Source organism: Lachnospiraceae bacterium GAM79 (assembly GCA_020735665.1).
Taxonomy (GTDB): domain Bacteria; phylum Bacillota; class Clostridia; order Lachnospirales; family Lachnospiraceae; genus Coprococcus.
In genome coordinates, this window is the sequence record CP085928.1 from 2,813,649 (window position 1) to 2,839,783 (window position 26,135).

Annotated in this window: 20 protein-coding genes and 1 other annotated feature; of the genes, 19 read left to right on the forward strand and 1 reads right to left on the reverse strand. The window is 41.6% G+C overall.

What is annotated here, in order from left to right:
• Positions 1-2: 2 nt before the first annotated feature.
• From LK416_12555 to tuf, 13 genes are all read left to right on the forward strand, one after another.
• On the forward strand, positions 3-1,898 hold the full coding sequence (locus tag LK416_12555; GenBank protein ID UEA74474.1) for a fibronectin type III domain-containing protein: 1,896 nt from the start codon (positions 3-5) through the stop codon (positions 1,896-1,898).
• 75 nt (positions 1,899-1,973) lie between these two features.
• On the forward strand, positions 1,974-2,822 hold the full coding sequence (locus LK416_12560; protein UEA74475.1) for a hypothetical protein: 849 nt from the start codon (positions 1,974-1,976) through the stop codon (positions 2,820-2,822).
• A 278-nt stretch (positions 2,823-3,100) separates the two neighbouring features.
• Positions 3,101-4,111 (forward strand): MotA/TolQ/ExbB proton channel family protein, encoded by a 1,011-nt coding sequence (locus LK416_12565; GenBank protein ID UEA74476.1) that lies wholly within the window; start codon positions 3,101-3,103, stop codon positions 4,109-4,111.
• Positions 4,112-4,114: 3 nt separating this feature from the next.
• On the forward strand, positions 4,115-4,870 hold the full coding sequence (locus LK416_12570) for an OmpA family protein (GenBank protein ID UEA74477.1): 756 nt from the start codon (positions 4,115-4,117) through the stop codon (positions 4,868-4,870).
• A gap of 202 nt (positions 4,871-5,072) precedes the next feature.
• The gene (fabF, locus tag LK416_12575; GenBank protein UEA74478.1) at positions 5,073-6,308 is read left to right on the forward strand and encodes a beta-ketoacyl-ACP synthase II; all 1,236 of its coding nucleotides are present in this window, start codon (positions 5,073-5,075) and stop codon (positions 6,306-6,308) included.
• A gap of 152 nt (positions 6,309-6,460) precedes the next feature.
• Positions 6,461-6,598 (forward strand) — a sequence feature (ribosomal protein L10 leader region).
• A gap of 55 nt (positions 6,599-6,653) precedes the next feature.
• Positions 6,654-7,142 (forward strand): 50S ribosomal protein L10, encoded by a 489-nt coding sequence (gene rplJ / locus LK416_12580; protein UEA74479.1) that lies wholly within the window; start codon positions 6,654-6,656, stop codon positions 7,140-7,142.
• 84 nt (positions 7,143-7,226) lie between these two features.
• The gene (rplL, locus tag LK416_12585; GenBank protein ID UEA74480.1) at positions 7,227-7,592 is read left to right on the forward strand and encodes a 50S ribosomal protein L7/L12; all 366 of its coding nucleotides are present in this window, start codon (positions 7,227-7,229) and stop codon (positions 7,590-7,592) included.
• A 450-nt stretch (positions 7,593-8,042) separates the two neighbouring features.
• Complete coding sequence (locus LK416_12590; protein ID UEA74481.1) at positions 8,043-11,882, forward strand: DNA-directed RNA polymerase subunit beta; 3,840 nt, start codon at positions 8,043-8,045, stop codon at positions 11,880-11,882.
• A 17-nt stretch (positions 11,883-11,899) separates the two neighbouring features.
• Positions 11,900-15,664: a DNA-directed RNA polymerase subunit beta' gene (gene rpoC, locus LK416_12595; protein UEA74482.1), complete on the forward strand. Its 3,765-nt coding sequence runs from the start codon at positions 11,900-11,902 to the stop codon at positions 15,662-15,664.
• A gap of 111 nt (positions 15,665-15,775) precedes the next feature.
• Positions 15,776-16,198, forward strand: a complete 423-nt coding sequence (gene rpsL / locus LK416_12600; GenBank protein ID UEA74483.1) for a 30S ribosomal protein S12 — start codon at positions 15,776-15,778, stop codon at positions 16,196-16,198.
• Positions 16,199-16,386: 188 nt separating this feature from the next.
• Positions 16,387-16,857, forward strand: coding sequence for a 30S ribosomal protein S7 (rpsG, locus tag LK416_12605; protein UEA74484.1), 471 nt, complete (start codon positions 16,387-16,389; stop codon positions 16,855-16,857).
• A gap of 39 nt (positions 16,858-16,896) precedes the next feature.
• Positions 16,897-19,014, forward strand: coding sequence for an elongation factor G (fusA, locus tag LK416_12610; protein UEA74485.1), 2,118 nt, complete (start codon positions 16,897-16,899; stop codon positions 19,012-19,014).
• A gap of 209 nt (positions 19,015-19,223) precedes the next feature.
• Complete coding sequence (tuf, locus tag LK416_12615) at positions 19,224-20,411, forward strand: elongation factor Tu (GenBank protein UEA74486.1); 1,188 nt, start codon at positions 19,224-19,226, stop codon at positions 20,409-20,411.
• A 201-nt stretch (positions 20,412-20,612) separates the two neighbouring features.
• Here the strand turns inward: tuf and LK416_12620 are convergent, their stop codons facing one another.
• Positions 20,613-21,227 (reverse strand): helix-turn-helix domain-containing protein, encoded by a 615-nt coding sequence (locus LK416_12620; GenBank protein UEA74487.1) that lies wholly within the window; start codon positions 21,225-21,227, stop codon positions 20,613-20,615.
• A gap of 159 nt (positions 21,228-21,386) precedes the next feature.
• On the opposite strand from LK416_12620, the gene LK416_12625 reads away from it, so the two are divergent.
• The 6 genes from LK416_12625 to LK416_12650 all read left to right on the forward strand — a co-directional run bounded on the left by LK416_12625 (position 21,387) and on the right by LK416_12650 (position 26,131).
• Entirely contained in the window at positions 21,387-21,581 is a 195-nt protein-coding gene (locus LK416_12625; GenBank protein UEA74488.1) for a DNA-binding protein, read from the forward strand.
• A gap of 14 nt (positions 21,582-21,595) precedes the next feature.
• Positions 21,596-22,813, forward strand: coding sequence for a site-specific integrase (locus LK416_12630; protein UEA74489.1), 1,218 nt, complete (start codon positions 21,596-21,598; stop codon positions 22,811-22,813).
• Positions 22,785-23,786, forward strand: coding sequence for an AAA family ATPase (locus tag LK416_12635; GenBank protein UEA74490.1), 1,002 nt, complete (start codon positions 22,785-22,787; stop codon positions 23,784-23,786). The genes LK416_12630 and LK416_12635 overlap by 29 nt, the downstream gene beginning before the upstream one ends.
• A gap of 127 nt (positions 23,787-23,913) precedes the next feature.
• Positions 23,914-24,135 carry a complexin-2 gene (locus tag LK416_12640; protein UEA75920.1) on the forward strand — a complete coding sequence of 74 codons (222 nt, stop codon included), beginning with the start codon at positions 23,914-23,916 and terminating at the stop codon, positions 24,133-24,135.
• A 150-nt stretch (positions 24,136-24,285) separates the two neighbouring features.
• Positions 24,286-24,513 carry a DUF5348 domain-containing protein gene (locus LK416_12645; GenBank protein ID UEA75921.1) on the forward strand — a complete coding sequence of 76 codons (228 nt, stop codon included), beginning with the start codon at positions 24,286-24,288 and terminating at the stop codon, positions 24,511-24,513.
• A gap of 199 nt (positions 24,514-24,712) precedes the next feature.
• Positions 24,713-26,131 (forward strand): plasmid recombination protein, encoded by a 1,419-nt coding sequence (locus tag LK416_12650; GenBank protein ID UEA74491.1) that lies wholly within the window; start codon positions 24,713-24,715, stop codon positions 26,129-26,131.
• Positions 26,132-26,135 lie beyond the last annotated feature (4 nt).

Consider the following 26,135-nt stretch of genomic DNA (forward strand, 5'->3'; position numbering starts at 1 on the left):
ACATGAAGAATAGATTGAAGCAGATCATTGTCTGGTGCATGGTGGCAGCATTGCTATGCGTGAATTGCTCATTTACATCAGAAGCGAAAACAGGCAGTAAGGTTACAGTTCCAAAGACATCTATTACGTCAGTAAGATCCAGATCAGCGGGACAGGTGACAGTAAGATTTAAGAAATCAAAAAAGGCGGGCAGCTATCAGATTCAGATCAGTACAGACAAGAAGTTTAAGAAAAACGTAAAAAGCCAGAAAGTCAGTGCTAAGAAAACAATGGTAACGTTTAAGAAGCTGAAGCAGGGCAAAAAATATTATGTCAGAGTGCGTGTGTACCGGACTGTAAAGAAGAAAAAATATCACAGCGCATGGAGTAAAGTGAAGTCTGTTAAAGTGAAAAAGAAGACGACAAAGAAGGACTCCGGTCAGAAGAATACTGGTGATAGCAATAAGTCTGAGAACACCACAGATGTAACGGATGCCACTGAGAACGCAGGCACCACCAAGGATACAGACATCACTGGAAACACAGGTGCAACTAAGGATACAGATACCATCGGGAACTCAGGCACTACCGGGGACACGAATTCCGGCGGACAGGAGTCCGAGGATCAAAAAAAAGAGTGGGATGGCACGGCAGAGCTGGAAAAAATGGAATATGAAGTGGGAGAAGAAATAAAGGTTCATTATTCCAAGCAGCCGGAATGTGCAGGAGAAATAAAGGAATATTATACTTATGGTAATCAGGGAGAATATATCGATTATACAGAAAGATATACCAAAAAGAATGAGAACGGAAATGTGGTATGTACGAGTGCCGGACATACCAGCCTGTGTATTATATTCCCTGAGACAGAGCATTATAAAGAGACATGGATTGCTTTGGGAAAAGTGAGAATATACAATAATGAAGACCCGCTTGGAGGATTTAATCTGTCCGGTTATAGGTACGGGGAAACCATGAAGAAAGAGGTTGAAGATATAACCGTAACGAATGGTACAGGTTCTTTTTGTGAATGGTTTGCATGTGAAGGTAATGCTGCATGGTTAAATGAACATATAACCTTTAAGGTATCCGATGTTACACCGAAAGAATACAGAAATCTGATGGATTGGGCAGGCTGGAATACTTCAGAATCGGAAATAAAAGTAGAAACCTATAATCTGAAGGGGGTATATGGAGAGACAACATCCGTTACGACTTCGACAACAAGTGGAAAAATAGAATTTTCCGGCAAGGCAATGTCACAGTGCAAGCTTACTGTAACAGCTGGTGCAGGTGTGCGCGTGTGCAGACTGGATGCTTACAGGGATGGTGTTTTATATGACACTATGTATGTTGCTCCGAAGCCATATGATGAAGATGGAAATCTTCTTGATACAGAATTGTATACAAAGGTTCGGAGAAATGTAGAGGCAAAGCTGTGGACAGATGATATGTCGAATTATGATAAGCTGAAAACTCTTGCAGATTATATTTCAACGACAGCGCATTATCCGGGATATCAATGTACTCAAAAAGATGTAAATCCGACTCTGTGGGATGGATTCTCAGTCGATGGTATTGCGCTTTATTATAATATGTTCAATATGCCGGTTTTAAACCGCGCGATGGCATTGCGTGGCGGTATCATAACCTGTGTGGCTATAGATATTGTCTGCGCTGCGGCAGAGGAGGATCTGAGACTGAATTATCTGTATGATAAAGCGACAGATACTGTTGCAGAAGGCGAAGGCGTATGGCTTACGATCGGAGATGCCAGTACCAATCCAAGCGCAGGAGCGCATGAGTCTCTGGCATACAAAGATGCCGATGGCAATATTGTATATATCGATGCGCAGGGAAGAATGGCAAGAAATTCATGTGAAGAACATGGCTGCCTGGATAAGGTCATCAGAGACTAGAGCCGCGCCGGACATGAAGAGGCGAAGAATATAGAGGCAGATATTTAATCAAATAATGAAGGAGATGGATAAGATATGAAACAATTTTTAAAATCACATGCAATTTTATTCAGTATGCTTGCAGTCCTGATCGGATGCTTAATTTACCCGAATCAGGCAGATGCAAAGACATATCAGACACAGGATAACTATATTGGTGGTGGCGGATGTTCAGTTGTGATCAGTGGTAATAAGGTTTATTATTCAATCACGGAAACTGGAAAAATCTTCTGCTATGATATCAAAACGAAGAAGACAAAAACCATTGCCAAAGCAGGTGGAAAAGGATTTAGAAGCTTGAGAAAAAAAGGAAATTATCTGTATGCAGTCTATGATAATTATGGCGGATCCGATGGATCAGATAAGTATATCGTGCGTGTATCTATTAAGAATGGTAAGAAAACAAAACTTGCAAGAGGCCGTGATTTTGTATTTGCAGGCAAAAAGATCTACTATACAAAGACGCAGCATGTAAAGACCAGTGATATAGAATATGATAAAACGGTTGGTACATATTCCATGTCACTTACCGGAAAAAATAAAAAGAAAGCAAAATCTGTTGTATTAAGTACAGAACGGGATGCAAGAACGCCGATCAAGACATCAAAAGGTTCACTTACCTCCAGAGGAAAGACAGTGGGTAGTTTATATTTTCCACAGGCGATAGATTATACGACGTCAAAGGGAAAGAAAACGGAGATCTATAATGTATTGAAGGATAAGAATGCAAGCAGTACTTCAACGATACAGTATTATACATTACAGGGTGATTACATTGTGTATAAGAAATGTGATAAAAATGGATATTCCAAACTGATACTCGTGAAAAAGAACGGGAAAGGATCCAAAGTTTTATATTCAGAACCTTCTGCAAGCGGTTGGTAAAATGAAAATACAGGCGTTACAGCCGGTCGGTGTCAGGTGAGGGTCAGAACTTATAGCGTCAGATAGACAGTTAGAGCTTATGGCATCAGATGGACGATGTTGTATTTAGCATACGGCATCAGATACAGATAATAGAATTTATTTGTATCTGGTGCCGTTTTTTTACGCATTGTGATGGTAAAAAATGCGGATTAATGCTACAATAAAACGAATGGGGAAACGCTTTGGCAGATACGAATGAAAAGGCTGAATGAGATCATACGAGAGGAAACGAAAAAATGAACAAACGAAACCGGTTAAAAACCATTCGGCCGCAGAATGAACGTGCGGCAAGAGCATTCCGTAAGAAGCAGAACATGAAGGTAGAGCTGAATAAAAAGTGGCTGCCTGTTGTCTATGTGGTGATGCTCGGTATCTGTATTTTACTGAATGTGACAAATGATAGTCTGGATCCGGCAAATGTGCTGATCAGTGTCTGTATGTTTGGAATCGTGGGAGCGATATTTGTCTATGCATATAAGCATTTGAAGCATATCGACCAGATGGGGGAAGATTTTCGTATAGCCATCAGCTATATCAAGGGCGACTATGCAAAAGAAAAGAAGCTTCTTTGGGATCTGTATCGTACCGAGACCCGGTATGGTATCTTTAATGAGGAACATCTGAGAAATTCCTATGTAGATTATGTGGAAGAAATGAAACGTCTGGAGCAGGATGAGGAAGGAAAATATGCCTGCGATATCGAAGATTTTATCAATTACCAGCTGATCGATGATGCGGTTGAAAAAGGTCGTCTGAGTCTGGTTCCGGGAGCCATGACAGGACTGGGTATCCTTGGTACCTTTATCGGTCTGTCAATCGGACTTCAGGCATTTAATACAGGTTCAGCAGAGGAGATTACGAACAGTATCGGACCTCTGATGGATGGTATCAAGGTTGCGTTCCATACATCTATCTATGGTATGATCTTTTCCCTGACATTTAATCTGATCTTTAAGACGGTTCTGGAACAGGCATATCACAAGCTGGATGAATTTGTAGCAGAGTTCAAACGGTATGTGCGTCCGGATGCTACCTACGACAATGGCAATCTGGAACTTGATTTCCAGAAGAAACAGTTGGAAGCAACGATAGCAACACAGAAGGCAATCGAAGAAACACTTGCATATCTGAAATCCATGCATGAAGATATCGAAGATATCCGTATCCTGACGAAAGATCAGAATGACATCTTCCGGGGCAGACTGAACCGCCCGAGGGCGATCGAGCAGAGCAGCAGGGAGGGATAAGGCATGAGTAAGAAACGAAGAAGACCGGAGGAAGAAGAAACCTCTTACTGGCTGTCGTATTCCGATATGATGGCGGCGCTCCTTCTGATCTTTATTCTGATCATTTCTTTTACACTGATGCAGTCAAAGAGCCAGTATGAGAGTAAACAGGCAGAGCTTGATAAGCAGAAAGAAATTATCAAGGAACAGGAGCAGTTGTTAAAAGACCAGCAGGAGGAGCTTGACCGTATCGCAGGCATCCGAAGTGATCTGGTGGCGGCACTCCGTGATGAGTTCGCAGACAGTTCGTTAAATGTCAAGGTAGACGAGAAAACGGGTGCGATCACCTTTGATGCAAGCGTTTTGTTTGATGTAGCAGACAGTGATCTGAAGGAAGAAGGAAAGACATTCTTGAAAGAATTTCTTCCCAAATACTGTAAAGTGCTGCTGGATGAAAAATATCGTGATTATGTATCGGAGATTATTATAGAAGGTCATACAGATACGAATGGATCTTATATTTATAATCTTGAACTTTCCCAGCATAGAGCCTTTTCTGTTGCAAAGTATTGCCTGACCGAGAGTAACGGGATCATAAGCTCCACGGATGTTGAACTGCTTCGAAGTGTGCTGACGGCAAATGGAAAGTCCTACAGCAATCCGATTTATAAGGAGGATGGAGCTGTCGATCTGGAAGCATCCAGACGAGTAGAGATTCTGTTCCGGCTTCAGGATGAAGAAATGATCGCTGAGATGATGGATATTCTGAAAGAGAAATAGATATTTTGAAAGAGAAACAGACCAACACTTGCGGTTTTAAAAACGAGATGGTACAATGAGCATTGCGATGGGATGTGTTTGTACATACCAGCATAATGCGAAACCAACATTGAACCGACAGGTGAAATGGTACAATGAGCATTGCGACGGTACATATTTATATGTACTAAATGGATAGATTGTCTTTTGAAAGGAAAACGAGATGAAAAGAGTAGTTGTAACAGGAATGGGCGCTGTAACCCCGATCGGAAATAACGTAGAAGAATTCTGGGATGGCATTAAGAAGAATAAAGTAGGTATTGGCGAGATTACAAAATTTGATGTATCCGAATATAAATGCAAAATGGGTGCTGAAGTAAAAGATTTTGATCCAAAACAATATATGGATCCAAAGGCAGCCAGAAGAATGGAGCCGTTCTGCCAGTATGCAGTTGCAGCTACAGGCGAAGCAATCAAGAATGCCGGTATTGATCTTGAGAAAGAAGATCTGACAAGATTCGGAACCTGTATCGGTAACGGACTTGGCGGTGTAGCTACGATCGAAAAGGAACATGCCAAGGTTATGAATGGTAAGGCAAACCGTGTCAGTGTAATGATGGTTCCTATGATGATCTCGAATATGGCAGCCGGAAATGTAGCGATCGCATATGGCTTAAAGGGCAAATGTACAGATGTTGTAACAGCATGTGCGACAGGAACAAACAGCATTGGCGAGGCATATCGTTATATTCAGGTCGGAGATGCAGATGTGATGGTAGCCGGAGGCGCTGAATCACCGATCTGTGAGACAAATGTTTCAGGATTTATCTCCATGACAGCTCTTTCAAGTGCAACAGAAGCAGATCGTGCGTCGATTCCGTTTGACAAAGACAGATGTGGATTCGTTATCGGTGAAGGCGCCGGAGTCGTAGTTCTGGAATCTTTGGAGCATGCGCAGGCAAGAGGAGCAAAGATCCTTGCCGAGGTTGTCGGATATGGTTCCACCTGTGATGCATTTCACATTACATCCCCTGCCGAGGATGGAGAGGGTGCAGCAAGAGCCATGACACTTGCGATCAACGAGGCTGGCATTACACCGGCAGATGTTGATTATATCAATGCACACGGAACAAGTACCCACCACAATGATCTTTATGAGACAAGAGCCATTAAGAAAGCATTTGGTAAGGATGCATATAATGTAAATATCAATTCTACAAAATCCATGATCGGTCATTTATTTGGCGCGGCCGGAGCAGTTGAATTTATTACATGCGTAAAATCTATCGAAGATGGATACATTCACCCAACAGTAGGTCTTCGTGAGACAGAAGGCGAGATCGACCTGAATTATACAAAGGGTGAGGGCGTTCATAAGGACATTACATATGCACTGAGCAATTCTCTTGGATTTGGCGGACACAATGCAAGTATCCTTGTAAAGAAATGGGAAGAATAAGATCCAGACAAAAACAGATATAAAAGAATTACACATCATAAATAATGTGAGCAAAAGTATTTGCACGAAAAAGTGTAAATTTACATGGAAAAGTGAAAATTTACATCAAAAAGTGAAAAAACGTATTGACATATTCCTTGTGTTATGGTAAAGTATCCCCCGATGAACTGCCGAAGACAGTAGGTGCCGGATGGCATAAGTTGAAAAACACCTACCGAGGAATATATCGTTAATATTATTTTAACTATATGCTCTCTGTCTTATCGACAGAGAGCTTTTCTTATTTTAGCAGAAGATGCTTTCTGTTAACTATGTGCAGTCATTAGTAAAACAAGGAGGCGCATTATGGCAAAGGTAGAGATTAAGAAGCCAGTAGTTGAAGAAATCAAAGCTAACTTAGATGGTGCTCAGACAGCAGTTGTAGTTGACTACCGTGGACTTACAGTTGAGCAGGACACACAGCTTCGTAAGCAGTTAAGAGAAGCTGGGGTTGTTTATAAGGTATACAAGAACACCATGATCAACTTCGCTATTGAAGGCACAGAGTTCGAGGGACTGAAGCCATGTCTCGAAGGACCTACCGGATTAGCTATCTGTAAGACAGATGCTACAGCAGCAGCCAGAATCTTGGCTAACTTCGCAAAGACTGCTCCGGCACTTGAGCTTAAGGGTGGCGTTGTAGAAGGTACATTCTACGATGCAGCAGGTATCGCAGTTATTGCAAACATTCCTTCAAGAGAAGTACTTATTTCCAAATTCCTTGGAAGTATCCAGTCACCTATTGCAAACTTCGCTCGTGTTATCAAGCAGATTGCAGAACAGAAGGAAGCTTAATTATTTGTGCATACAGGCACATCGGCTTCTATTTAATAGAAGCAGCAATTATTAAACTATATTATATTAATGGAGGAAATAATAATGACAACTCAGGAAATTATTGAAGTAATCAAAGGTTTATCAGTATTAGAATTAAATGACTTAGTTAAAGCATGTGAGGAAGAATTCGGCGTATCAGCAGCAGCAGGTGTTGTTGTAGCAGCAGCAGGCGGAGACGCTCCAGCAGCAGAAGAGAAGGATTCATTCGATATCGAACTTACAGAAGTTGGTCCTAACAAGGTTAAGGTTATCAAGGTTGTTCGTGAGATCACAGGTCTTGGCTTAAAGGAAGCTAAGGATGCTGTTGATGGCGCTCCAAAGGTTATCAAAGAGGGAGCTTCAAAGGACGAGGCTGAGGAAGCTAAGACTAAGTTAGAGGCTGAAGGCGCTAAGGTTACATTAAAGTAATTTTATTCCTTGTATTTATGAATATCTTTCGACCTGGCGGGAGAATTACCTGCCAGGTCGTTTTTGTCAAAGTTCCGGCGAACTGATCATTTTTATCAATAAGAGCAGTTGAGACCGAATAAGTGATTTTAAGATTCTGAACACAGATACGACATGATATAGTCGGCGTTATGTATCTGTTCTGTAATAATACCGCTGCAGGCTGTTTCAAAAGAATGCAGAGGGGCATATAAATATGGATAAAAGTTCATATTCAATTCTTTTTCAAAAATATTCCAAATTTTTCTTGACATGCACCTTGAAAACGTGATATGATGTAGACTGTCTATACTATGGGTTGGTTTGCTTTCAAACCAGATGTATAATGACACGGCTAATATATTTCGGTTAAATGTAAGCATTTCAACAGAATATACGCTTAAAAATAAATTCCAAGGGGTGAATGTGTCGATGGAAAAAAACAGAATTAGTCCTGTTCAATCTGGTAAAGGTATCCGAATGAGTTATTCCAGACAGAAAGATGTCCTGGAGATGCCTAACTTTATCGAAGTTCAGAAAAACTCATACCAGTGGTTCCTTACCGATGGTCTGAAGGAGGCATTTAAAGATATCTCTCCTATTACTGACTATACAGGACAGCTTAGTCTTGAGTTTGTAGATTTCCAGTTATGTAGAGATGATGTGAAGTACTCAATCGAAGAGTGCAAGGAAAGAGATGCAACATATGCTGCACCGCTTAAAGTAAAAGTAAGACTCCATGCAAATGACGCAAAGGAAATGTCAGAACATGAGATTTTCATGGGTGATCTTCCTCTTATGACCGAGACAGGTACATTTGTGATCAACGGTGCAGAGCGAGTTATCGTAAGCCAGTTGGTGCGTTCACCTGGTATCTACTATGATATTGCACATGATAAGATTGGTAAGAAGCTGTACTCCTGTACAGTTATCCCAAACCGTGGTGCATGGTTAGAGTACGAAACAGATTCGAATGATGTTTTCTATGTTCGTGTAGATAGAACCAGAAAGGTGCCTATCACAGTACTTATCCGTTCACTGGGAATCGGAACAAATGCAGAGATTATCGATCTGTTTGGCGAAGAACCAAAGATTTTAGCAAGTATTGAAAAGGATCCTTCTGAGACATATCAGGATGGTCTTCTTGAGCTGTACAAAAAAATAAGACCGGGTGAGCCTCTTGCAGTAGAGAGTGCAGAGAACCTGATCAATGCAATGTTTTTTGATCCAAGACGTTATGATCTTGCAAAGGTTGGACGTTATAAGTTCAATAAGAAGCTGGCATTCCAGAACAGAATCACAGGTCAGATACTTGCAGAGGATGCGATCGATCCGGCAACCGGTGAAGTGATCGCAGAAGCAGGCACGACACTTACAAGAGCACAGGCAAAGGATATCCAGGATGCTGCTGTACCATATGTTATGATCCAGACAGAAGAACGTAACGTAAAGGTGCTTTCAAATATGGTAGTAGATCTGTCCAAGTATGTTGGATTTGATCCTGCTGAAGTAGGTATCCATGAGGGTGTATACTATCCTGTCCTTGAAACCCTTTTAAATGAATATTCAGACGAAGAAGAATTAAAGGCAGCTATCGCAAGAGATGCATCTGACCTTGTTCCAAAGCATATAACAAAAGAAGACATTATCGCTTCAATTAACTACAACATTCACCTTGAATATGGTATTGGAACAAAGGATGATATCGATCACCTTGGTAACAGACGTATCCGTGCAGTCGGAGAACTTCTTCAAAATCAGTATAGAATCGGTCTTTCCAGACTGGAAAGAGTTGTAAGAGAGAGAATGACGACTCAGGACGTAGAGACGATCACTCCACAGTCTCTGATCAACATCAAGCCTGTAACAGCAGCAGTTAAGGAATTCTTCGGAAGTTCCCAGTTGTCACAGTTCATGGATCAGAACAACCCATTGTCTGAGCTGACTCATAAGAGAAGATTATCAGCCCTTGGTCCTGGTGGTCTGTCACGAGACAGAGCAGGATTCGAGGTTCGAGATGTACACTATACTCATTATGGTAGAATGTGTCCTATCGAGACTCCTGAAGGTCCTAACATCGGTCTGATCAACTCTCTGGCTACTTATGCAAGAATCAATGAGTATGGTTTTGTAGAAGCACCATACAGAAAACTGGATAAATCAGATCCTGCAAACCCTGTAGTTACAGATGAGGTTATTTATCTGACGGCAGATGAAGAAGATAATTACAGAGTTGCACAGGCAAATGAACCTCTGGATGCAGATGGTCATTTCGTAAATAACAACGTATCAGGAAGATACAGAGAGGATACAACAGAGTTCCCGAAATCAAGAGTTGATCTGATGGACGTTTCTCCTAAGATGGTATTCTCAGTTGCTACATCCATGATTCCTTTCCTTGAGAACGATGATGCAAACCGTGCTCTGATGGGATCAAACATGCAGCGTCAGGCAGTTCCGCTTATGCTTACCGAATCAGCCGTTGTAGGTACCGGTATGGAAGCAAAGGCAGCTGTTGACTCAGGTGTATGTATCGTTGCAAAGAGAGATGGTGTAGTTGAATATTCCACAAGTAAGGAAATCTGTATTAAGGCAGATGAAGATGGAACAAAGGATATCTACCACGTTATCAAGTTCGCACGAAGCAATCAGGGTAACTGTATGAACCAGAGACCTATCGTATTCAAGGGCGAGCATGTTAAGGCCGGAGAGGTTATCGCAGACGGACCGTCTACTTCAGGTGGAGAGATCGCACTTGGAAAGAATCCTCTGATCGGTTTCATGACCTGGGAAGGTTACAACTACGAGGATGCTGTTCTTTTAAGTGAAAGACTTGTAAAAGATGATGTATATACATCTATTCATATTGAGGAGTACGAATGCGAAGCAAGAGATACCAAGCTCGGACCGGAAGAGATCACAAGAGATCTTGCGGGATTGTCCAATGATGCATTAAAGGATTTGGATGAGAATGGTATTATCCGTATCGGTGCTGAGGTTCGTGCCGGAGATATCCTTGTCGGTAAGGTTACTCCTAAGGGAGAGACAGAGCTGACAGCAGAGGAAAGACTCCTTCGTGCCATCTTTGGTGAGAAGGCAAGAGAAGTAAGAGATACTTCCCTTAAGGTTCCTCATGGAGCATTTGGTGTCATCATGGATACCAAGATCTTCACAAGAGAAAACGGTGATGAACTTTCACCGGGTGTTAATAAATCAGTCAGAGTATACATTGCTCAGAAGAGAAAGATCCAGGTAGGAGATAAGATGGCCGGTCGTCATGGTAACAAGGGTGTAATTTCCCGTGTACTTCCGGTAGAAGATATGCCATTCCTTCCAAATGGTCGTCCGCTCGATATCGTGTTGAACCCACTGGGCGTTCCTTCACGTATGAATATCGGACAGGTTCTTGAAATCCATCTTGGTCTTGCTTCACAGGTTCTCGGATTCAAGGTTTCAACTCCTGTGTTTGATGGTGCAGACGAGTTTGATATCATGGATACTCTTGAGATGGCGAATGATTATGCAAATACCGAGTGGGAAGATTTCTATGAGAAATATAAAGACTCTGTTTCGGAAGAAGTAATGAATTACCTCTATGAGAACAGAGACCACAGAGAAGAATGGAAGGGCGTTCCAATCGACAGAACCGGTAAGGTACAGCTTCGTGACGGTAGAACCGGTGAAGAATTTGACAGCCCTGTAACAATCGGTTACATGCATTATCTTAAGCTCCACCATCTGGTTGATGATAAGATCCATGCACGTTCAACCGGTCCGTACTCATTAGTTACACAGCAGCCTCTGGGTGGTAAAGCTCAGTTCGGTGGACAGCGTTTCGGTGAGATGGAAGTTTGGGCACTGGAAGCATACGGTGCATCATATACATTACAGGAAATCCTGACTGTTAAGTCGGATGATGTAATCGGACGTGTTAAGACATATGAAGCGATCATTAAGGGTGAGAATATTCCTACACCTGGTATCCCTGAGTCATTCAAGGTACTGCTGAAGGAATTCCAGTCACTTGGTCTCGATGTCAGAGTTGTAAAAGACGATATGACAGAGGTTGATCTCGGTGAGACGATCGAAGCGTATGACGAGAATGTTAAGAGCATGATCGATGATGATAAACGGGAAGCTGATGGACGTGAATTTGAAGAAGCGGGCTTCAGCGGAACAGATGAAAATGATGAGCTGACATCATTATCAGACGGAGAATATCTGGATGATTACAATGACGACTATGATGGCAACTCGGATGATGAATTTTAGAAAGGAGATTTTGTAAGATGCCAGAATTTAACATGGAAACTCCAGAACAGGAACAGGCTTTAAGCTTTGACGCAATTAGAATCGGACTTGCATCTCCTGAAAAAATCAGAGAATGGTCACATGGTGAGGTTAAGAAACCTGAGACTATCAACTACAGAACATTAAAACCGGAAAAAGACGGTTTGTTCTGCGAGAGAATATTTGGACCTAGCAAGGACTGGGAATGTCATTGCGGTAAATATAAGAAGATCAGATATAAAGGTATTATCTGTGATCGATGCGGTGTAGAGGTTACAAAGGCCAGCGTTCGTAGAGAGCGTATGGGTCATATCGAGCTTGCAGCACCGGTATCCCATATCTGGTATTTCAAAGGTATTCCTAGCCGTATGGGACTGATCCTTGATATTTCTCCAAGAGTACTTGAAAAGGTATTATACTTTGCATCTTATATCGTTCTTGATCCAAAGGACACACCGCTTACTTATAAGCAGGTTCTGACAGAGCAGGAATACAGAAAGGCTGAAGAGGACTTCGGATACGGCTCCTTCCGTGCAGGAATGGGTGCTGAGTCCATTCAGGAGCTCTTAAGAGCAATCGATCTGGATAAAGAAAGCGAAGAATTAAAGGCTGAGCTTAAGAATTCAAGCGGACAGAAGAGAGCCAGAATCATCAAGAGACTGGAAGTTGTTGAAGCATTCCGTAATTCTGAGAATAAGCCGGAGTGGATGATCATGGATGTTATTCCGGTTATCCCACCGGATATCAGACCTATGGTTCAGTTGGATGGCGGCAGATTTGCTACATCTGACCTGAATGACTTATATAGAAGAATTATCAACAGAAATAACCGCTTAAGAAGACTTCTTGATCTGAACGCTCCTGACATCATTGTCAGAAACGAGAAGAGGATGCTTCAGGAAGCTGTTGATGCGTTAATTGATAATGGTAGAAGAGGCCGTCCTGTAACAGGTCCGGGTAACAGAGCATTAAAGTCTCTGTCCGATATGTTAAAGGGTAAGCAGGGACGTTTCCGTCAGAACCTTCTTGGTAAGCGTGTTGACTATTCAGGACGTTCCGTTATCGTAGTAGGACCGGAACTTAAGATCTATCAGTGTGGTCTTCCAAAGGAAATGGCTATCGAATTATTCAAGCCATTTGTTATGAAAGAACTGACAGCCAGCGGCAGAGCGAATAACATTAAAGCTGCTAAGAAGATGGTAGAAAAGCTTGAGCCGGAAGTTTGGGATGTACTTGAGGATGTAATCAAAGAGCATCCGGTTATGTTAAACCGTGCTCCTACACTTCACAGACTGGGTATCCAGGCATTTGAGCCTATCCTTGTAGAAGGTAAGGCAATCAAGCTTCATCCACTGGTATGTACAGCGTTCAACGCCGATTTCGATGGTGACCAGATGGCTGTTCACCTTCCACTTACAGTTGAGGCACAGGCAGAATGTAGATTCCTGCTCCTGTCCCCGAATAACCTTCTGAAGCCTTCAGATGGTGCTCCGGTTGCCGTTCCTTCACAGGATATGGTCCTTGGTATCTACTATCTGACAATGGAGAAGGATGGCGATATCGGAGAAGGCAAGTTCTTCAAGTCAAAGAACGAAGCACTGCTTGCATATGAGAACAAGGAGATCACTCTCCACTCTAAGATAAAAGTAAGAAGAACTGTTACGACAGAAGACGGAGCAGAGGTTACAGGTATCATCGATACTACACTCGGTCGTTTGCTGTTCAACGAGATCATTCCTCAGGATCTTGGATATGTTGACAGAACAAATCCTGACAATATCCTGAAACTTGAGATTGATTTCCATGTTGGTAAGAAACAGTTAAAGCCGATCCTTGACAAATGTATCAATACACATGGCGCAACCAAGACTGCTGAAGTTCTGGATGACGTAAAGGCAATCGGTTACAAGTATTCAACCAGAGGTGCTATTTCAGTATCTATTTCAGATATGAAGGTGCCGGACGAGAAGAAGCAGATCCTTGCAGATGCTCAGACTCAGGTTGACAAGATCACAAAGATGTTCAGACGTGGTCTTATGACAGAGGAGGAGAGATACCTCGCTGTTGTTAAGGTTTGGGAAGAAGCCGATAAGGTTCTGACAAAAGCCCTTCTGGACGGACTTGATAAATATAACAACATCTTCATGATGGCAGATTCCGGTGCCCGTGGATCTAACCAGCAGATCAAACAGCTGGCTGGTATGCGTGGTCTGATGGCAGATACAACCGGTCGTACGATCGAACTTCCGATTAAGTCAAACTTCCGTGAAGGTCTTGACGTTCTGGAGTATTTCATTTCAGCGCATGGTGCTCGTAAGGGTCTGTCCGATACAGCGCTTCGTACAGCCGATTCAGGATACCTGACCAGACGTCTGGTTGACGTATCACAGGATCTGATCATTCGCGAGACAGATTGTTGTGCAGGAAAAGCAATTCCTGGTATGGAAGTAGAAGCATTCATGGAAGGCAAAGAAGTAATCGAATCCTTCCAGGAGAGAATTACAGGTCGTTACCTTGCAGAATCTGTATACGATAAAGATGGTAACCTTTTAGTTAAGGCAAACCACATGGTATCACCAAAGAGAGCTGCTCTGATCGTAAATCAGGGTGTAGATTCAAACGGTGTTCCGTTCCTTGATCCGGATACAGGTGTTACAAGACAGGATGCAAAGCTTAAGATCAGAACGATCCTGACATGTAAGTCACACCTTGGTGTATGTGCAAAATGTTACGGTGCCAACATGGCAACCGGACAGCCGGTACAGGTTGGTGAAGCTGCCGGAATCATCGCAGCTCAGTCAATCGGTGAGCCTGGTACACAGCTTACCATGAGAACGTTCCATACTGGTGGTGTTGCCGGTGATGATATTACACAGGGTCTTCCTAGAGTAGAAGAGTTGTTCGAAGCAAGAAAGCCAAAGGGACTTGCGATCATTGCAGAGTTTGGCGGTAAGGTTCAGCTTCGTGATAATAAGAAGAAGAGAGAAGTTGTTATCACAAATGACGAGACAGGCGAATCAAAGGCATACTTAATTCCTTATGGTTCCCGTATCAAGGTTCTGGACGATCAGGTTCTGGAAGCCGGTGATGAATTAACAGAAGGTTCTGTTAATCCACATGATATCTTAAAGATCAAAGGTATCCGTGCAGTTCAGGATTACATGCTTCGTGAAGTACAGCGAGTATACAGACTTCAGGGTGTTGATATCAATGATAAGCATATCGAGATCATTGTTCGTCAGATGTTAAAGAAGATCAGGATCGAGGATAACGGAGATTCATCCTACCTTCCGGGAACACTGGTTGACGTTCTTGATTTTGAAGATACAAATGAGCAGCTCATCGCAGAAGGCAAACAGCCGGCAGAAGGCTCACAGGTAATGCTTGGTATTACAAAGGCATCGCTTGCTACAGATTCCTTTATGTCAGCAGCGTCCTTCCAGGAGACAACAAAGGTTCTTACAGATGCAGCTATTAAGAGTAAGGTGGATCCGCTTAATGGTCTGAAAGAGAACGTTATTATCGGTAAGCTGATCCCAGCAGGTACAGGTATGAAGCGCTATCGTTCTGTAAAGCTTGATACAGAGATGGATGAGATCAACTTCTTTGATGATGATGATGATGACGAGATCGACTTCGGAGATGATCTGGAAAGCACAGAGTTAGAAGATGCAGTTGATACCGATGCAGATGCAGAGGATGAGGCGGAAGAAAATGCTTCAGACTTGGAATCTGTAGAGGCAGAGACATCTGATAACGAATAAATAAATTTGAAAAGTGCTTGACACGAATAATTTCAATATATATAATGGTAAGGCATGCGTGAGAACGTATGCCTTATATTATTTTTTATTTTGAAAGTAGGAGGTGAAAACATGCCAACATTTAACCAGTTAGTTAGAAAGGGAAGACAGACAGTAGAGAAGAAGTCAACTGCACCAGCTCTTCAGAGAAGTTTCAACTCATTAAAGAAGAAGCCAACTGAGACAAGCTCTCCACAGAAGAGAGGAGTTTGTACAGCAGTTAAGACAGCTACTCCTAAGAAGCCTAACTCAGCTCTGAGAAAGATCGCCAGAGTTCGTTTATCAAACGGTATCGAAGTTACAAGTTATATTCCAGGTGAAGGTCACAACCTTCAGGAGCATAGCGTAGTTCTTATCCGTGGTGGTAGAGTAAAGGACTTACCTGGTACAAGATACCATATCATCAGAGGTACTCTTGATACAGCAGGTGTTGCAAAGAGACGTCAGGCTCGTTCTAAGTACGGTGCTAAGCGTCCAAAAGATGCTAAGAAGTAATTAAAACCGTATTATTGGAAACATTCCAAAAAAATGTGCTGGTTAGGCCATGTTTTTGCTATGAGATAAGGTGTTGATGCATAAAATGCAGAAAACATCAGATAGATAGAAGAGATGGAAATAACAGCACGAACACATTTTATAATGTGAGTACCGAAGAATTAATAAATATTAAGGAGGGAAGAACCGTGCCACGTAAAGGACATATCGCAAAGAGAGACGTATTAGCGGATCCAATTTACAATAACAAGGTGGTTACCAAGCTTATCAACAACGTAATGTTAGATGGTAAGAAGGGTGTTGCTCAGAAGATTGTTTACGGTGCATTCGACCGTATCGCAACTGAAACTGGTAAGGACGCTATCGAGGTATTTGAAGAGGCTATGAACAACATCATGCCATTACTCGAGGTTAAGGCAAGACGTATCGGTGGTGCAACATATCAGGTACCTATCGATGTAAGACCAGATAGAAGACAGGCTCTTGGACTTCGTTGGTTAACAACATTTTCACGTGCCAGAAGTGAAAAGACCATGGAAGAAAGACTTGCAAGAGAAATCATGGATGCAGCTAATAACACAGGTGCATCTGTAAAGAGAAAAGAAGATATGCACAAGATGGCAGAAGCAAACAAGGCGTTTGCTCACTACAGATTCTAATCTGTGCTGTCTACAGAATAATAAAAGGAGGACAATCCGTTGGCTGGAAGAGAATATCCATTGGACAGAACAAGAAACATTGGTATTATGGCTCATATCGATGCTGGTAAGACAACTCTTACAGAGAGAATCTTATACTATACTGGTGTTAACTATAAAATCGGTGATACTCATGATGGTACAGCTACTATGGACTGGATGGAGCAGGAGCAGGAAAGAGGTATTACAATCACTTCCGCTGCTACAACCTGTCACTGGACATTAGAGGATCATCACAAACCAAAGGCTGGTGCTTTAGAGCACAGAATCAACATCATTGATACTCCAGGTCACGTAGACTTTACTGTAGAAGTAGAGCGTTCACTTCGTGTACTTGATGGCGCCGTTGGTGTATTCGATGCAAAGGCTGGTGTAGAGCCTCAGTCAGAAAACGTATGGCGTCAGGCTGACACATACAACGTTCCACGTATGGCATTCATCAACAAGATGGATAAAATGGGTGCTGACTTTTTCTACTCAGTTCAGACAATTATTGATCGTCTGGGCAAGAATGCAATTCCAGTTCAGATTCCTATCGGTAAAGAATCCGATTTCATCGGTCTGATCGACTTATTTGAGATGGATGCATACTATTATAAAGATGATAAGGGTGAAGACATCGAGATCACAACGATCCCTGATGACTTAAAAGAGCTTGCTGATAAATGGCATGAGAATCTTGTAGAGAAAATCTGCGAGTTAGATGATGACTTAATGATGATGTACCTTGAGGGTGAAGAGCCTTCAATCGACGAAATGAAGAAAGTTCTTCGTAGAGCAACTATTGCTTGTGAAGCAGTTCCGGTATTCCTTGGTTCCGCATACAAGAATAAGGGTGTTCAGAAGATGCTTGATGGTGTTATTGAATATATGCCAGCTCCTACAGATATCCCTGATATCACAGGTGTAGATCCTGAAGGAAATGATGTAGTTCGTCATTCATCAGATGAAGAACCATTTGCTGCATTGGCATTCAAGATCATGACAGACCCATTCGTTGGTAAGTTAGCATTCTTCAGAGTATATTCAGGTACATTGAACTCAGGTTCATATGTATTAAATGCAACAAAAGACAAGAAAGAGCGTGTAGGACGTATCGTACAGATGCATGCAAATGCTCGTAAGGAAATTGATAAGGTTTACGCTGGTGATATCGCAGCTGCTGTTGGTTTCAAAGTAACAACAACTGGTGATACAATCTGTGATGAGCAGCATCCGGTTATCCTTGAGTCAATGGAATTCCCAGAGCCAGTTATCGAGCTTGCTATCGAGCCTAAGACAAAGAATGATCAGGGTAAGATGGGCGAGGCTCTTGCAAAGCTTGCTGAAGAAGATCCTACATTCAGAGCACATACAGATAAAGAAACAGGACAGACAATCATCGCCGGTATGGGTGAGCTTCACCTTGAGGTTATTGTTGACCGTCTGCTTCGTGAGTTCAAGGTTGAGGCTAACGTAGGTGCACCTCAGGTTGCTTACAAAGAGACATTTACCAAGGCTGTTGATGTTGATAGCAAATATGCTAAGCAGTCAGGTGGTCGTGGTCAGTATGGTCACTGTAAAGTTAAGTTCGAGCCAATGGATCCAAACGGCGAAGAGACATTCAAGTTCGAATCCACAGTTGTTGGTGGTGCTATTCCTAAGGAATATATCCCAGCAGTCGGTGAAGGTATCGAAGAAGCTGCTAAGGCTGGTATTCTTGGTGGATACCCAGTACTTGGTGTCCATGCAAATGTATACGATGGTTCATACCATGAAGTCGATTCATCAGAAATGGCATTCCACATCGCTGGTTCTATGGCTTTCAAGGATGCTATGGCTAAGGCAAACCCAGTTCTTCTGGAGCCTATCATGAAGGTTGAAGTTACAATGCCTGAGGAATACTTAGGTGATGTAATCGGAAGCTTAAATGCTAAGAGAGGCCAGATCGAAGGTATGGATGATATCGGCGGTGGTAAGATCGTCAGAGCATTCGTTCCACTTGCAGAGATGTTCGGTTACTCAACAGAGCTTCGTTCATCTACACAGGGACGTGGTAACTACTCAATGTTCTTTGAGAGATACGCTCAGTGTCCAAAGAGTGTTCAGGAGAAGGTTATTGCAGAAAAGTCAAAATAATAGTTTGACAACTCAGAAAGGCATTTTGCCGTGCCTTTCGACTTAAAAGAGTAAAATAAATCATATCAGCAGGTAAAAAGGTTGAAAATCCTTGTGCCTGCTGGTATAAAGAGATAAAAAAAGGTTGAAAATCTTTTATATATTCTATATAATGAGTTTTAGCCAAGCATAGCCCTTAGGGGTACGAAATTTAAGGAGGATATTAAAAAATGGCAAAGGAAAAGTTTAATAGAAGTAAGCCACATTGTAACATTGGTACAATCGGTCACGTTGACCATGGTAAAACAACATTAACAGCAGCTATCACAAAAGTTCTTTCAGAGAGAGTAGCTGGTAACGCAGCTGTTGATTTCGCTAACATTGATAAGGCTCCAGAAGAGAGAGAAAGAGGTATCACTATCTCTACAGCTCACGTTGAGTACGAGACAGAGAAGAGACATTATGCTCACGTTGACTGTCCAGGACATGCTGACTACGTTAAGAACATGATCACTGGTGCAGCTCAGATGGATGGTGCTATCCTTGTTGTTGCTGCTACTGATGGTGTTATGGCTCAGACAAAGGAGCACATCTTACTTTCACGTCAGGTTGGTGTACCTTACATCGTTGTATTCTTAAATAAGTGCGATATGGTTGATGATGACGAGCTTATCGAACTTGTAGAGATGGAAGTTACAGAACAGCTCGAAGAGTACGGATTCAATGATTGCCCAATCGTTAAGGGTTCAGCTCTTAAGGCTCTTGAAGATCCAATGGGACCTTGGGGAGATAAGATTATGGAACTTATGGATACAATAGATTCATACATTCCAGATCCTCAGAGAGATACAGATAAGCCATTCATCATGCCTGTAGAGGATGTATTCACAATCACAGGTCGTGGTACAGTTGCTACCGGTAGAGTAGAAGCTGGTGTTATCCACTTAAATGATGAAGTTGAAATCGTTGGTATTAAGCCAGAAATCCAGAAGACAACTGTAACAGGTATCGAGATGTTCAGAAAGCTCCTTGATGAAGGACAGGCTGGTGATAACATCGGTGCTCTTCTTCGTGGTATCAAGAGAGAAGATATCGTAAGAGGTCAGGTTCTTTGTAAGCCAGGTTCAATCACATGTCATACAAAGTTCACAGCTCAGGTTTACGTTCTTACTAAGGACGAGGGTGGTCGTCATACACCATTCTTCAACAACTACCGTCCACAGTTCTACTTCAGAACAACTGACGTAACAGGTGTTTGTAACCTTCCAGCAGGTACAGAGATGTGCATGCCTGGTGATAACGTAGAAATGACAATCGAACTGATTCACCCAATCGCTATGAGCCAGGGTCTTACATTCGCTATTCGTGAAGGTGGCCGTACAGTAGGATCAGGACGTGTTGCTACAATTATCGAGTAATCACTGACTAATATATATTGAGTATCGCAAGGTACATGTGTCCAAACGTAAGATACCCCGGAACCGTAAGGTTTCCGGGGTTTTTCTGTTGTGTAAAAAGTTTAAAATAGGGCTGTAAAGAATAGCGAATAAATTAAAAACAGGCAGGTATGGGAAGAAAATGAAAATCTTCGCATATCTGCCTGTGATACTGTTATGATACTATTTCTGTTCGTTATTGGAAAATTTCTGTGCTAGAAGTTCATCTCGTTTACGGATTCGTGTCTCAAAATCCAGTTCTTCAATTTCTTTATGGGTAACAGGTTTGGAAGTGTAGTATTCCAACGTCTGCTTTTTCCACATATCAAACATATCTTTACCTGTGAAATAAGATTCCAGGCTTTCTCTGTTCTCCTGCAGATCAGCAAGAAAATTACACATATCTGCGTTTAAAGAGTGTTCCGGATCATTTCCATAAAAGCGAAGTCCGGCATACCATTTCTGTGTTTCTGTTTCTATATCACCGGGAAGTTTATTATTTATATCCAGTTCATACCGGAGTTCATTGGATTCATTCATCTGCAGTAAAACCCAAAGAATATCGCTGAGAGTAGAAATCTGTACTTTATTTTCAGATAATCCAAATAACCAGTCCAGTGAGACATGAAATTTCTGAGCAATAGTCAATAACACATCATTAGAGGGAGTAACTACACCATTTTCATAACTGGATAAAGTTGACTGACGTATACCGATAGCTGCAGAAAAGTTTTTCTGATTCATCTTCAGATCAGTTCGCAGCTCTTTTATTTTTTCTGAAATAGATGATTCCTGCATATTATCCACCTCCTTAAAAGCTATGATTAGTATATCACAAATGATAAAAATCAACAATATAGAAAAATATCATTTAAACAGATAAAAATTATTGACAATGATTATTTAAAATGATATAGTATCAGTGAAAATGATAATTATAGACAAGGAGGAAATGATATGCGGAGACAGAACTATATGATTACAGCGGAAGAAGTTGCAGAGAGCATGGGGATTTCACTTGGATATGCTTACAAGCTGCTTCGCAAACTGAACAAAGAGCTTGCAGATCAGGGATATGTAACCGTTGCGGGCAAGATACCGAGGGCATTCTGGGAAAAGAAATTTTATGGATATTCCCAGATTGCAATGTAAGGGGGTGAGAAAGTATGGCAGCATACAAAGATGAAGAAAGAGGAACCTGGTATGTTTCATTTTATTATGAGGACTGGACAGGAGCCAAAAAGCGAAAAGTAAAAAGAGGATTCCGCACTAAGAAAGAAGCATTAAATTTTGAAGCGGAGTATAAAAGAACAGCGAAAGCAGACATGGATATGACAATGGGAGAGTTTGTAGAAGTCTACTTCCGAGACAAGTCTCAGTCATTGAAGGACAGGAGTATCAAGAACAAAAGAGATACGATGAATGCTCAACTGTTACCGTATTTTAAGGACAGACCGATGAACAGTATCACACCAGCAGAGATTATCCAGTGGCAGAATACGATTATTGAAAAAGGATATTCAGATGATTATCTGAAAACAATACAGAATCAGATGACGGCATTGTTTAATCATGCGAAGAATATCTACAATCTGGCAGATAATCCCTGTGACAAAGTAAAACGTATGGGAAAGACTTCAAAAAAGAAAATGAAGTTTTGGACAATTGAAGAATATCGGCAGTTTATGACCGGAATAGAACCGGGAAGCAAATATTATGTGCTGTTTGAATTATTATTCTGGACAGGAGCGAGAGAAGGCGAAGCACTCAGCATTACACCTGCTGACATTGATTTTGAAAGGAATCTACTTCATATCAATAAAACTTACTACCGTATGCATGGAGAGGACGTGATTACATCTCCCAAAACAGAAGAATCGAACCGCACGATTTCCATACCGGAATTTCTGAAAAAAGAGATTCAGGACTATATTAGCAGACTGTATGAGTTGCCCGAAGATGAACGGATTTTTCCAATGGTTCATGAAGCGGTACAGCATAAGTTAAAACAGGTGGTTCAAAAGACCGGAGTAAAAAAGATAAGAGTACACGACATTCGTCACAGTCATGCGGCATTTCTGATTAATAAGGGAGTGCCACCATTGATGATTAAAGAAAGGTTTGGACATACGGACATTCGCATTACATTGAATACTTATGGGCACTTATATCCAGATCAGCAGAAAGTGGTGGCAGATATGCTGGATGATGAAAATATAAAAAGCTCCGGAAGTACGAACAACCGGAGCAATGTGACAAATGGGGACGAATCCACAAATGTCAACCCTAGACAAGTTGATTATAGCAGGGATTCTTCCAGAGAACAACAGAGAATTGGCGAGAACAGTTGGGAAAATGGAGGAATTTATGGAACAGAGAAATGAGAATAAAACAGAATTGAAAATGATAAAGATGTCAGATGTCCAGTCCCAGACAGTGGACTGGCTCTGGTATCCATTTATCCCTTATGGGAAATTAACGATCATTCAGGGTGATCCGGGCGATGGAAAAACTACGCTGATATTAAATATTGCAGCGAGATTGTCTAAAGGAGAAGGTCTGGATAACGATATGAAAGTAACAGAACCAGTAAATATTATTTATCAGACAGCGGAAGATGGGCTGGCAGATACGGTAAAACCCAGACTGGAGCTGGCAGAAGCGGTCTGTGAAAGAATCATGGTTATAGATGAAACAGAAAAATCACTTTCCATGATAGATGAGAGACTGGAAACTGCTATCAAACGGACTGGTGCGAGAGTGCTTATTTTAGATCCGATTCAGGCATACCTTGGAGGAACAATGGATATGAACCGGGCAAATGAAGCAAGGGATATGACAAAAAGATTGAGCTTGCTGGCAGAAAAGTATAAATGTGCAATTTTATTAATCGGACATATGAATAAAGCTGGTGGAAATAAAGCTGCATATAGAGGAATGGGTTCGATTGACTTTTTTGCAGTAGCCAGAAGCGTATTACTGGTAGGAAGAATAGAGGGAGAAACGGACTTAAGAGCAGTGGTTCAGATTAAAAATAATCTGGCTGCATTTGGACATTCCAAAGCATTTCGCCTGACAGAAACCGGATTTGAGTGGATAGGTGACTATGAAATCACAGCAGATGAGGTGCTTGGTGGAATTGCGCCAAAGGTAAATAAACTGGAACAGGCAAAAAAGATGCTGAGGGAACTGGCAGAAACATCAACTTCTGTGCAAAGCAGTGAAATCTTTGATATGGCAGAAGATTTGAATATTTCTAAAAGAACACTGGAAAATGCAAAAAAGGAACTTGGAATTAAGGCAAGACGAATCGGTAATTCCTGGTATTGGGATTTAAATAAAGTTAAGCCGGAATAAATTAAGGGTGCAACATTGCAGAGTATATAGAAAATGCGGAATTAAAATGCAAGGTTGCAATCTGTAAAGACATTGCAGTGTTGCGTCCTTACATAAATTGTAAGAAGGTGAGAACTTGAAAAACGTTATGATTCCAGAGGAGTTATTTGGAAAGATTATAAAATATCATTTACTGGATCAGGAACAGGAAGCAGATGATATAAGAAAAGGTTTGGAGAAAAAGCTGGATGCAATGGTAAATCGTGAGGTATACAGTAAATCCAAAACTGCACCAACAGAAGAAGAACGGGAAAAGTTCCGGCAGGAGTATCTGGACAGAAAAGGAATGCAAGAGAGCTTTCGATGGTAACAGTTCGTGTTGATTACCTTTTTACAGGAGCGTGTCACGCCCCTGTGAGAAGTAAACAAGGAGAAAGTTGGTAAGGTGCAGACGGAAAACTATGGCTGGAATGTGAGATTACTGTAAATTTGATAGTTGTGAAGAAGGGAGAAAGATATGATGAAACAGGGAAGATTAGGATATAACAGCAGTAATGACAGATATGGATTGTTGGCATCAGACTTATGGATTGATACGGGATTTCACTGTGGAGAAGGTCTTGAGGTGCTGGTTGATGATAAGTGGGTACGGACAAGAATGGAGATGAATCCGGCAAGAGAATGGTATCTGGTGGGAACATCATATTGCGGAGATCTGGAATATGTACAGGCAAGAATACCGGAATAATTTGATTGGATAGCCCCCGGCAGGGCGCAAGGGTACTTTTGATGGACGGTACGGCTGTCGAAAGTGCTTTTGCGTTACTTTTGACAAAAGTAACAAAACCGCCGTATCCGGCGAAAATTTCTTAATATCGCCATGACTGGCGTAAATAAAAATTATGTGTCATATCTGGCACTTGCTCAGAGAAGAGGTGAGAAATATTATGATAAAACGAACAATTAGCGGTATGATTGGGAAAGGCTCTCTGGCTCATAACAGGAGAGAGTTTTTCGCAGAGAATGTAGAACCGGACAGAGTACAATTAAATATTTGTTACCAGAATGAAAATCTGAAGGAAGTCTATAAAGAGTTATTTGATGATGCTGTGGGGAGATACAACATCGGAAAAAGAAAAGATCGGCAGATTACAAGTTACTATGAAAAAATCCGGCAGGGAAAACAGGAAAAATTGTTCCATGAAGTGATTTTCCAGATTGGAAATCGAGAAGATATGGCTGTCGGAACAGCAGAAGGAGGTCAGGCTGTAAAAGTACTGGATGAGTATGTAAAGGACTTCCAGAAACGGAATCCAACGCTACGGGTATTTGGGTGTTATCTACATCAGGATGAGTCTACTCCACATTTACATATTGATTTTATTCCTTATGTGACTGATTGGAAAGGAAAAGGAATGGACACTAGAGTTTCGTTGAAACAGGCATTAAAAAGTCTTGGATTTCAAGGTGGAAATAAGCATGATACAGAGTTGAACCAGTGGATGAACCATGAAAAAAAGGTTCTGGCAGGGATTGCAAAACAACATGGCATTGAATGGGAACAGAAAGGTACTCATGAGGAACATTTGGATGTTTATAACTTCAAGAAGAAAGAGCGAAAAAAGGAAGTACAGGAGCTGGAGCAGGAGAAAGAGTATCTAACTGCAGAAAATGAAGAACTGACAGCACAGATTGCGGAATCCAGAGCAGATATCCAGATTTTAAAAGACGATAAGGAACAGGCAATTAGGGAGAAGCAAGAAGCAGAACAAAGGGCAGAGGACGCAGAGAAAGAACTAAAAAGTCTGGAAGATCGTCGGAATGTGCTACAACCAATCATGGATAATGCCAGTAAGGAAATAAAAGAATATGGAATGATTAAGACGTTTTTACCGGAGGCAGGAACATTTGAACGTGCAGTACCTTACAGGGAAAATAAAATCAAACCATTGTTTATCAAGATGAAGAATCAGATTGCTGCATTAGCTGGAAAGGTTGTAGAACTTAACAAAACGGTAGAAAGCTGGAAAAACAAATATCAAAAATCTGCGGAGAAATGTGTTGATATTCAGAAGCAGTTAGATGATGTGCGTAAAGAAAATGGAAAATTATCAAATGATAATCAACGTTTACAAGAGAACTCGGATAGATATGACAGAGTGGTGCGTATTCTGGGAACGGAAGCTGTAGAGGATGTGGTGCAGCAGGATATTAAAGAACAAAAGGAATTGGAAGAGCAGCGTCGAATGGAACAAATGCCAAAGGGAAGCGTTCTGAAACAGTTGGAATGGGCAACTCAAAAGAGGCAGATGGAAAATCAACAGCATAAAAAGAACAAAACAAAATATAGAGGATTGGAGATTTAATGCT

What these genes read in the sequence shown, in the direction of transcription:
- LK416_12625 (UEA74488.1), top strand. Translation starts at nt 21,387, where the DNA reads ATGCGGAGACAGAACTATATGATTACAGCGGAAGAAGTTGCAGAGAGC.
- LK416_12590 (UEA74481.1), top strand. Translation starts at nt 8,043, where the DNA reads ATGGAAAAAAACAGAATTAGTCCTGTTCAATCTGGTAAAGGTATCCGA.
- LK416_12630 (UEA74489.1), top strand. Translation starts at nt 21,596, where the DNA reads ATGGCAGCATACAAAGATGAAGAAAGAGGAACCTGGTATGTTTCATTT.
- rplL (UEA74480.1), top strand. Translation starts at nt 7,227, where the DNA reads ATGACAACTCAGGAAATTATTGAAGTAATCAAAGGTTTATCAGTATTA.
- LK416_12620 (UEA74487.1), bottom strand. Translation starts at nt 21,227, where the DNA reads ATGCAGGAATCATCTATTTCAGAAAAAATAAAAGAGCTGCGAACTGAT.
- LK416_12645 (UEA75921.1), top strand. Translation starts at nt 24,286, where the DNA reads ATGAAACAGGGAAGATTAGGATATAACAGCAGTAATGACAGATATGGA.
- rpsL (UEA74483.1), top strand. Translation starts at nt 15,776, where the DNA reads ATGCCAACATTTAACCAGTTAGTTAGAAAGGGAAGACAGACAGTAGAG.
- rplJ (UEA74479.1), top strand. Translation starts at nt 6,654, where the DNA reads ATGGCAAAGGTAGAGATTAAGAAGCCAGTAGTTGAAGAAATCAAAGCT.
- fabF (UEA74478.1), top strand. Translation starts at nt 5,073, where the DNA reads ATGAAAAGAGTAGTTGTAACAGGAATGGGCGCTGTAACCCCGATCGGA.
- LK416_12640 (UEA75920.1), top strand. Translation starts at nt 23,914, where the DNA reads ATGATTCCAGAGGAGTTATTTGGAAAGATTATAAAATATCATTTACTG.
- LK416_12565 (UEA74476.1), top strand. Translation starts at nt 3,101, where the DNA reads ATGAACAAACGAAACCGGTTAAAAACCATTCGGCCGCAGAATGAACGT.
- tuf (UEA74486.1), top strand. Translation starts at nt 19,224, where the DNA reads ATGGCAAAGGAAAAGTTTAATAGAAGTAAGCCACATTGTAACATTGGT.
- LK416_12555 (UEA74474.1), top strand. Translation starts at nt 3, where the DNA reads ATGAAGAATAGATTGAAGCAGATCATTGTCTGGTGCATGGTGGCAGCA.
- LK416_12570 (UEA74477.1), top strand. Translation starts at nt 4,115, where the DNA reads ATGAGTAAGAAACGAAGAAGACCGGAGGAAGAAGAAACCTCTTACTGG.
- rpoC (UEA74482.1), top strand. Translation starts at nt 11,900, where the DNA reads ATGCCAGAATTTAACATGGAAACTCCAGAACAGGAACAGGCTTTAAGC.
- LK416_12635 (UEA74490.1), top strand. Translation starts at nt 22,785, where the DNA reads ATGGAGGAATTTATGGAACAGAGAAATGAGAATAAAACAGAATTGAAA.
- LK416_12560 (UEA74475.1), top strand. Translation starts at nt 1,974, where the DNA reads ATGAAACAATTTTTAAAATCACATGCAATTTTATTCAGTATGCTTGCA.
- LK416_12650 (UEA74491.1), top strand. Translation starts at nt 24,713, where the DNA reads ATGATAAAACGAACAATTAGCGGTATGATTGGGAAAGGCTCTCTGGCT.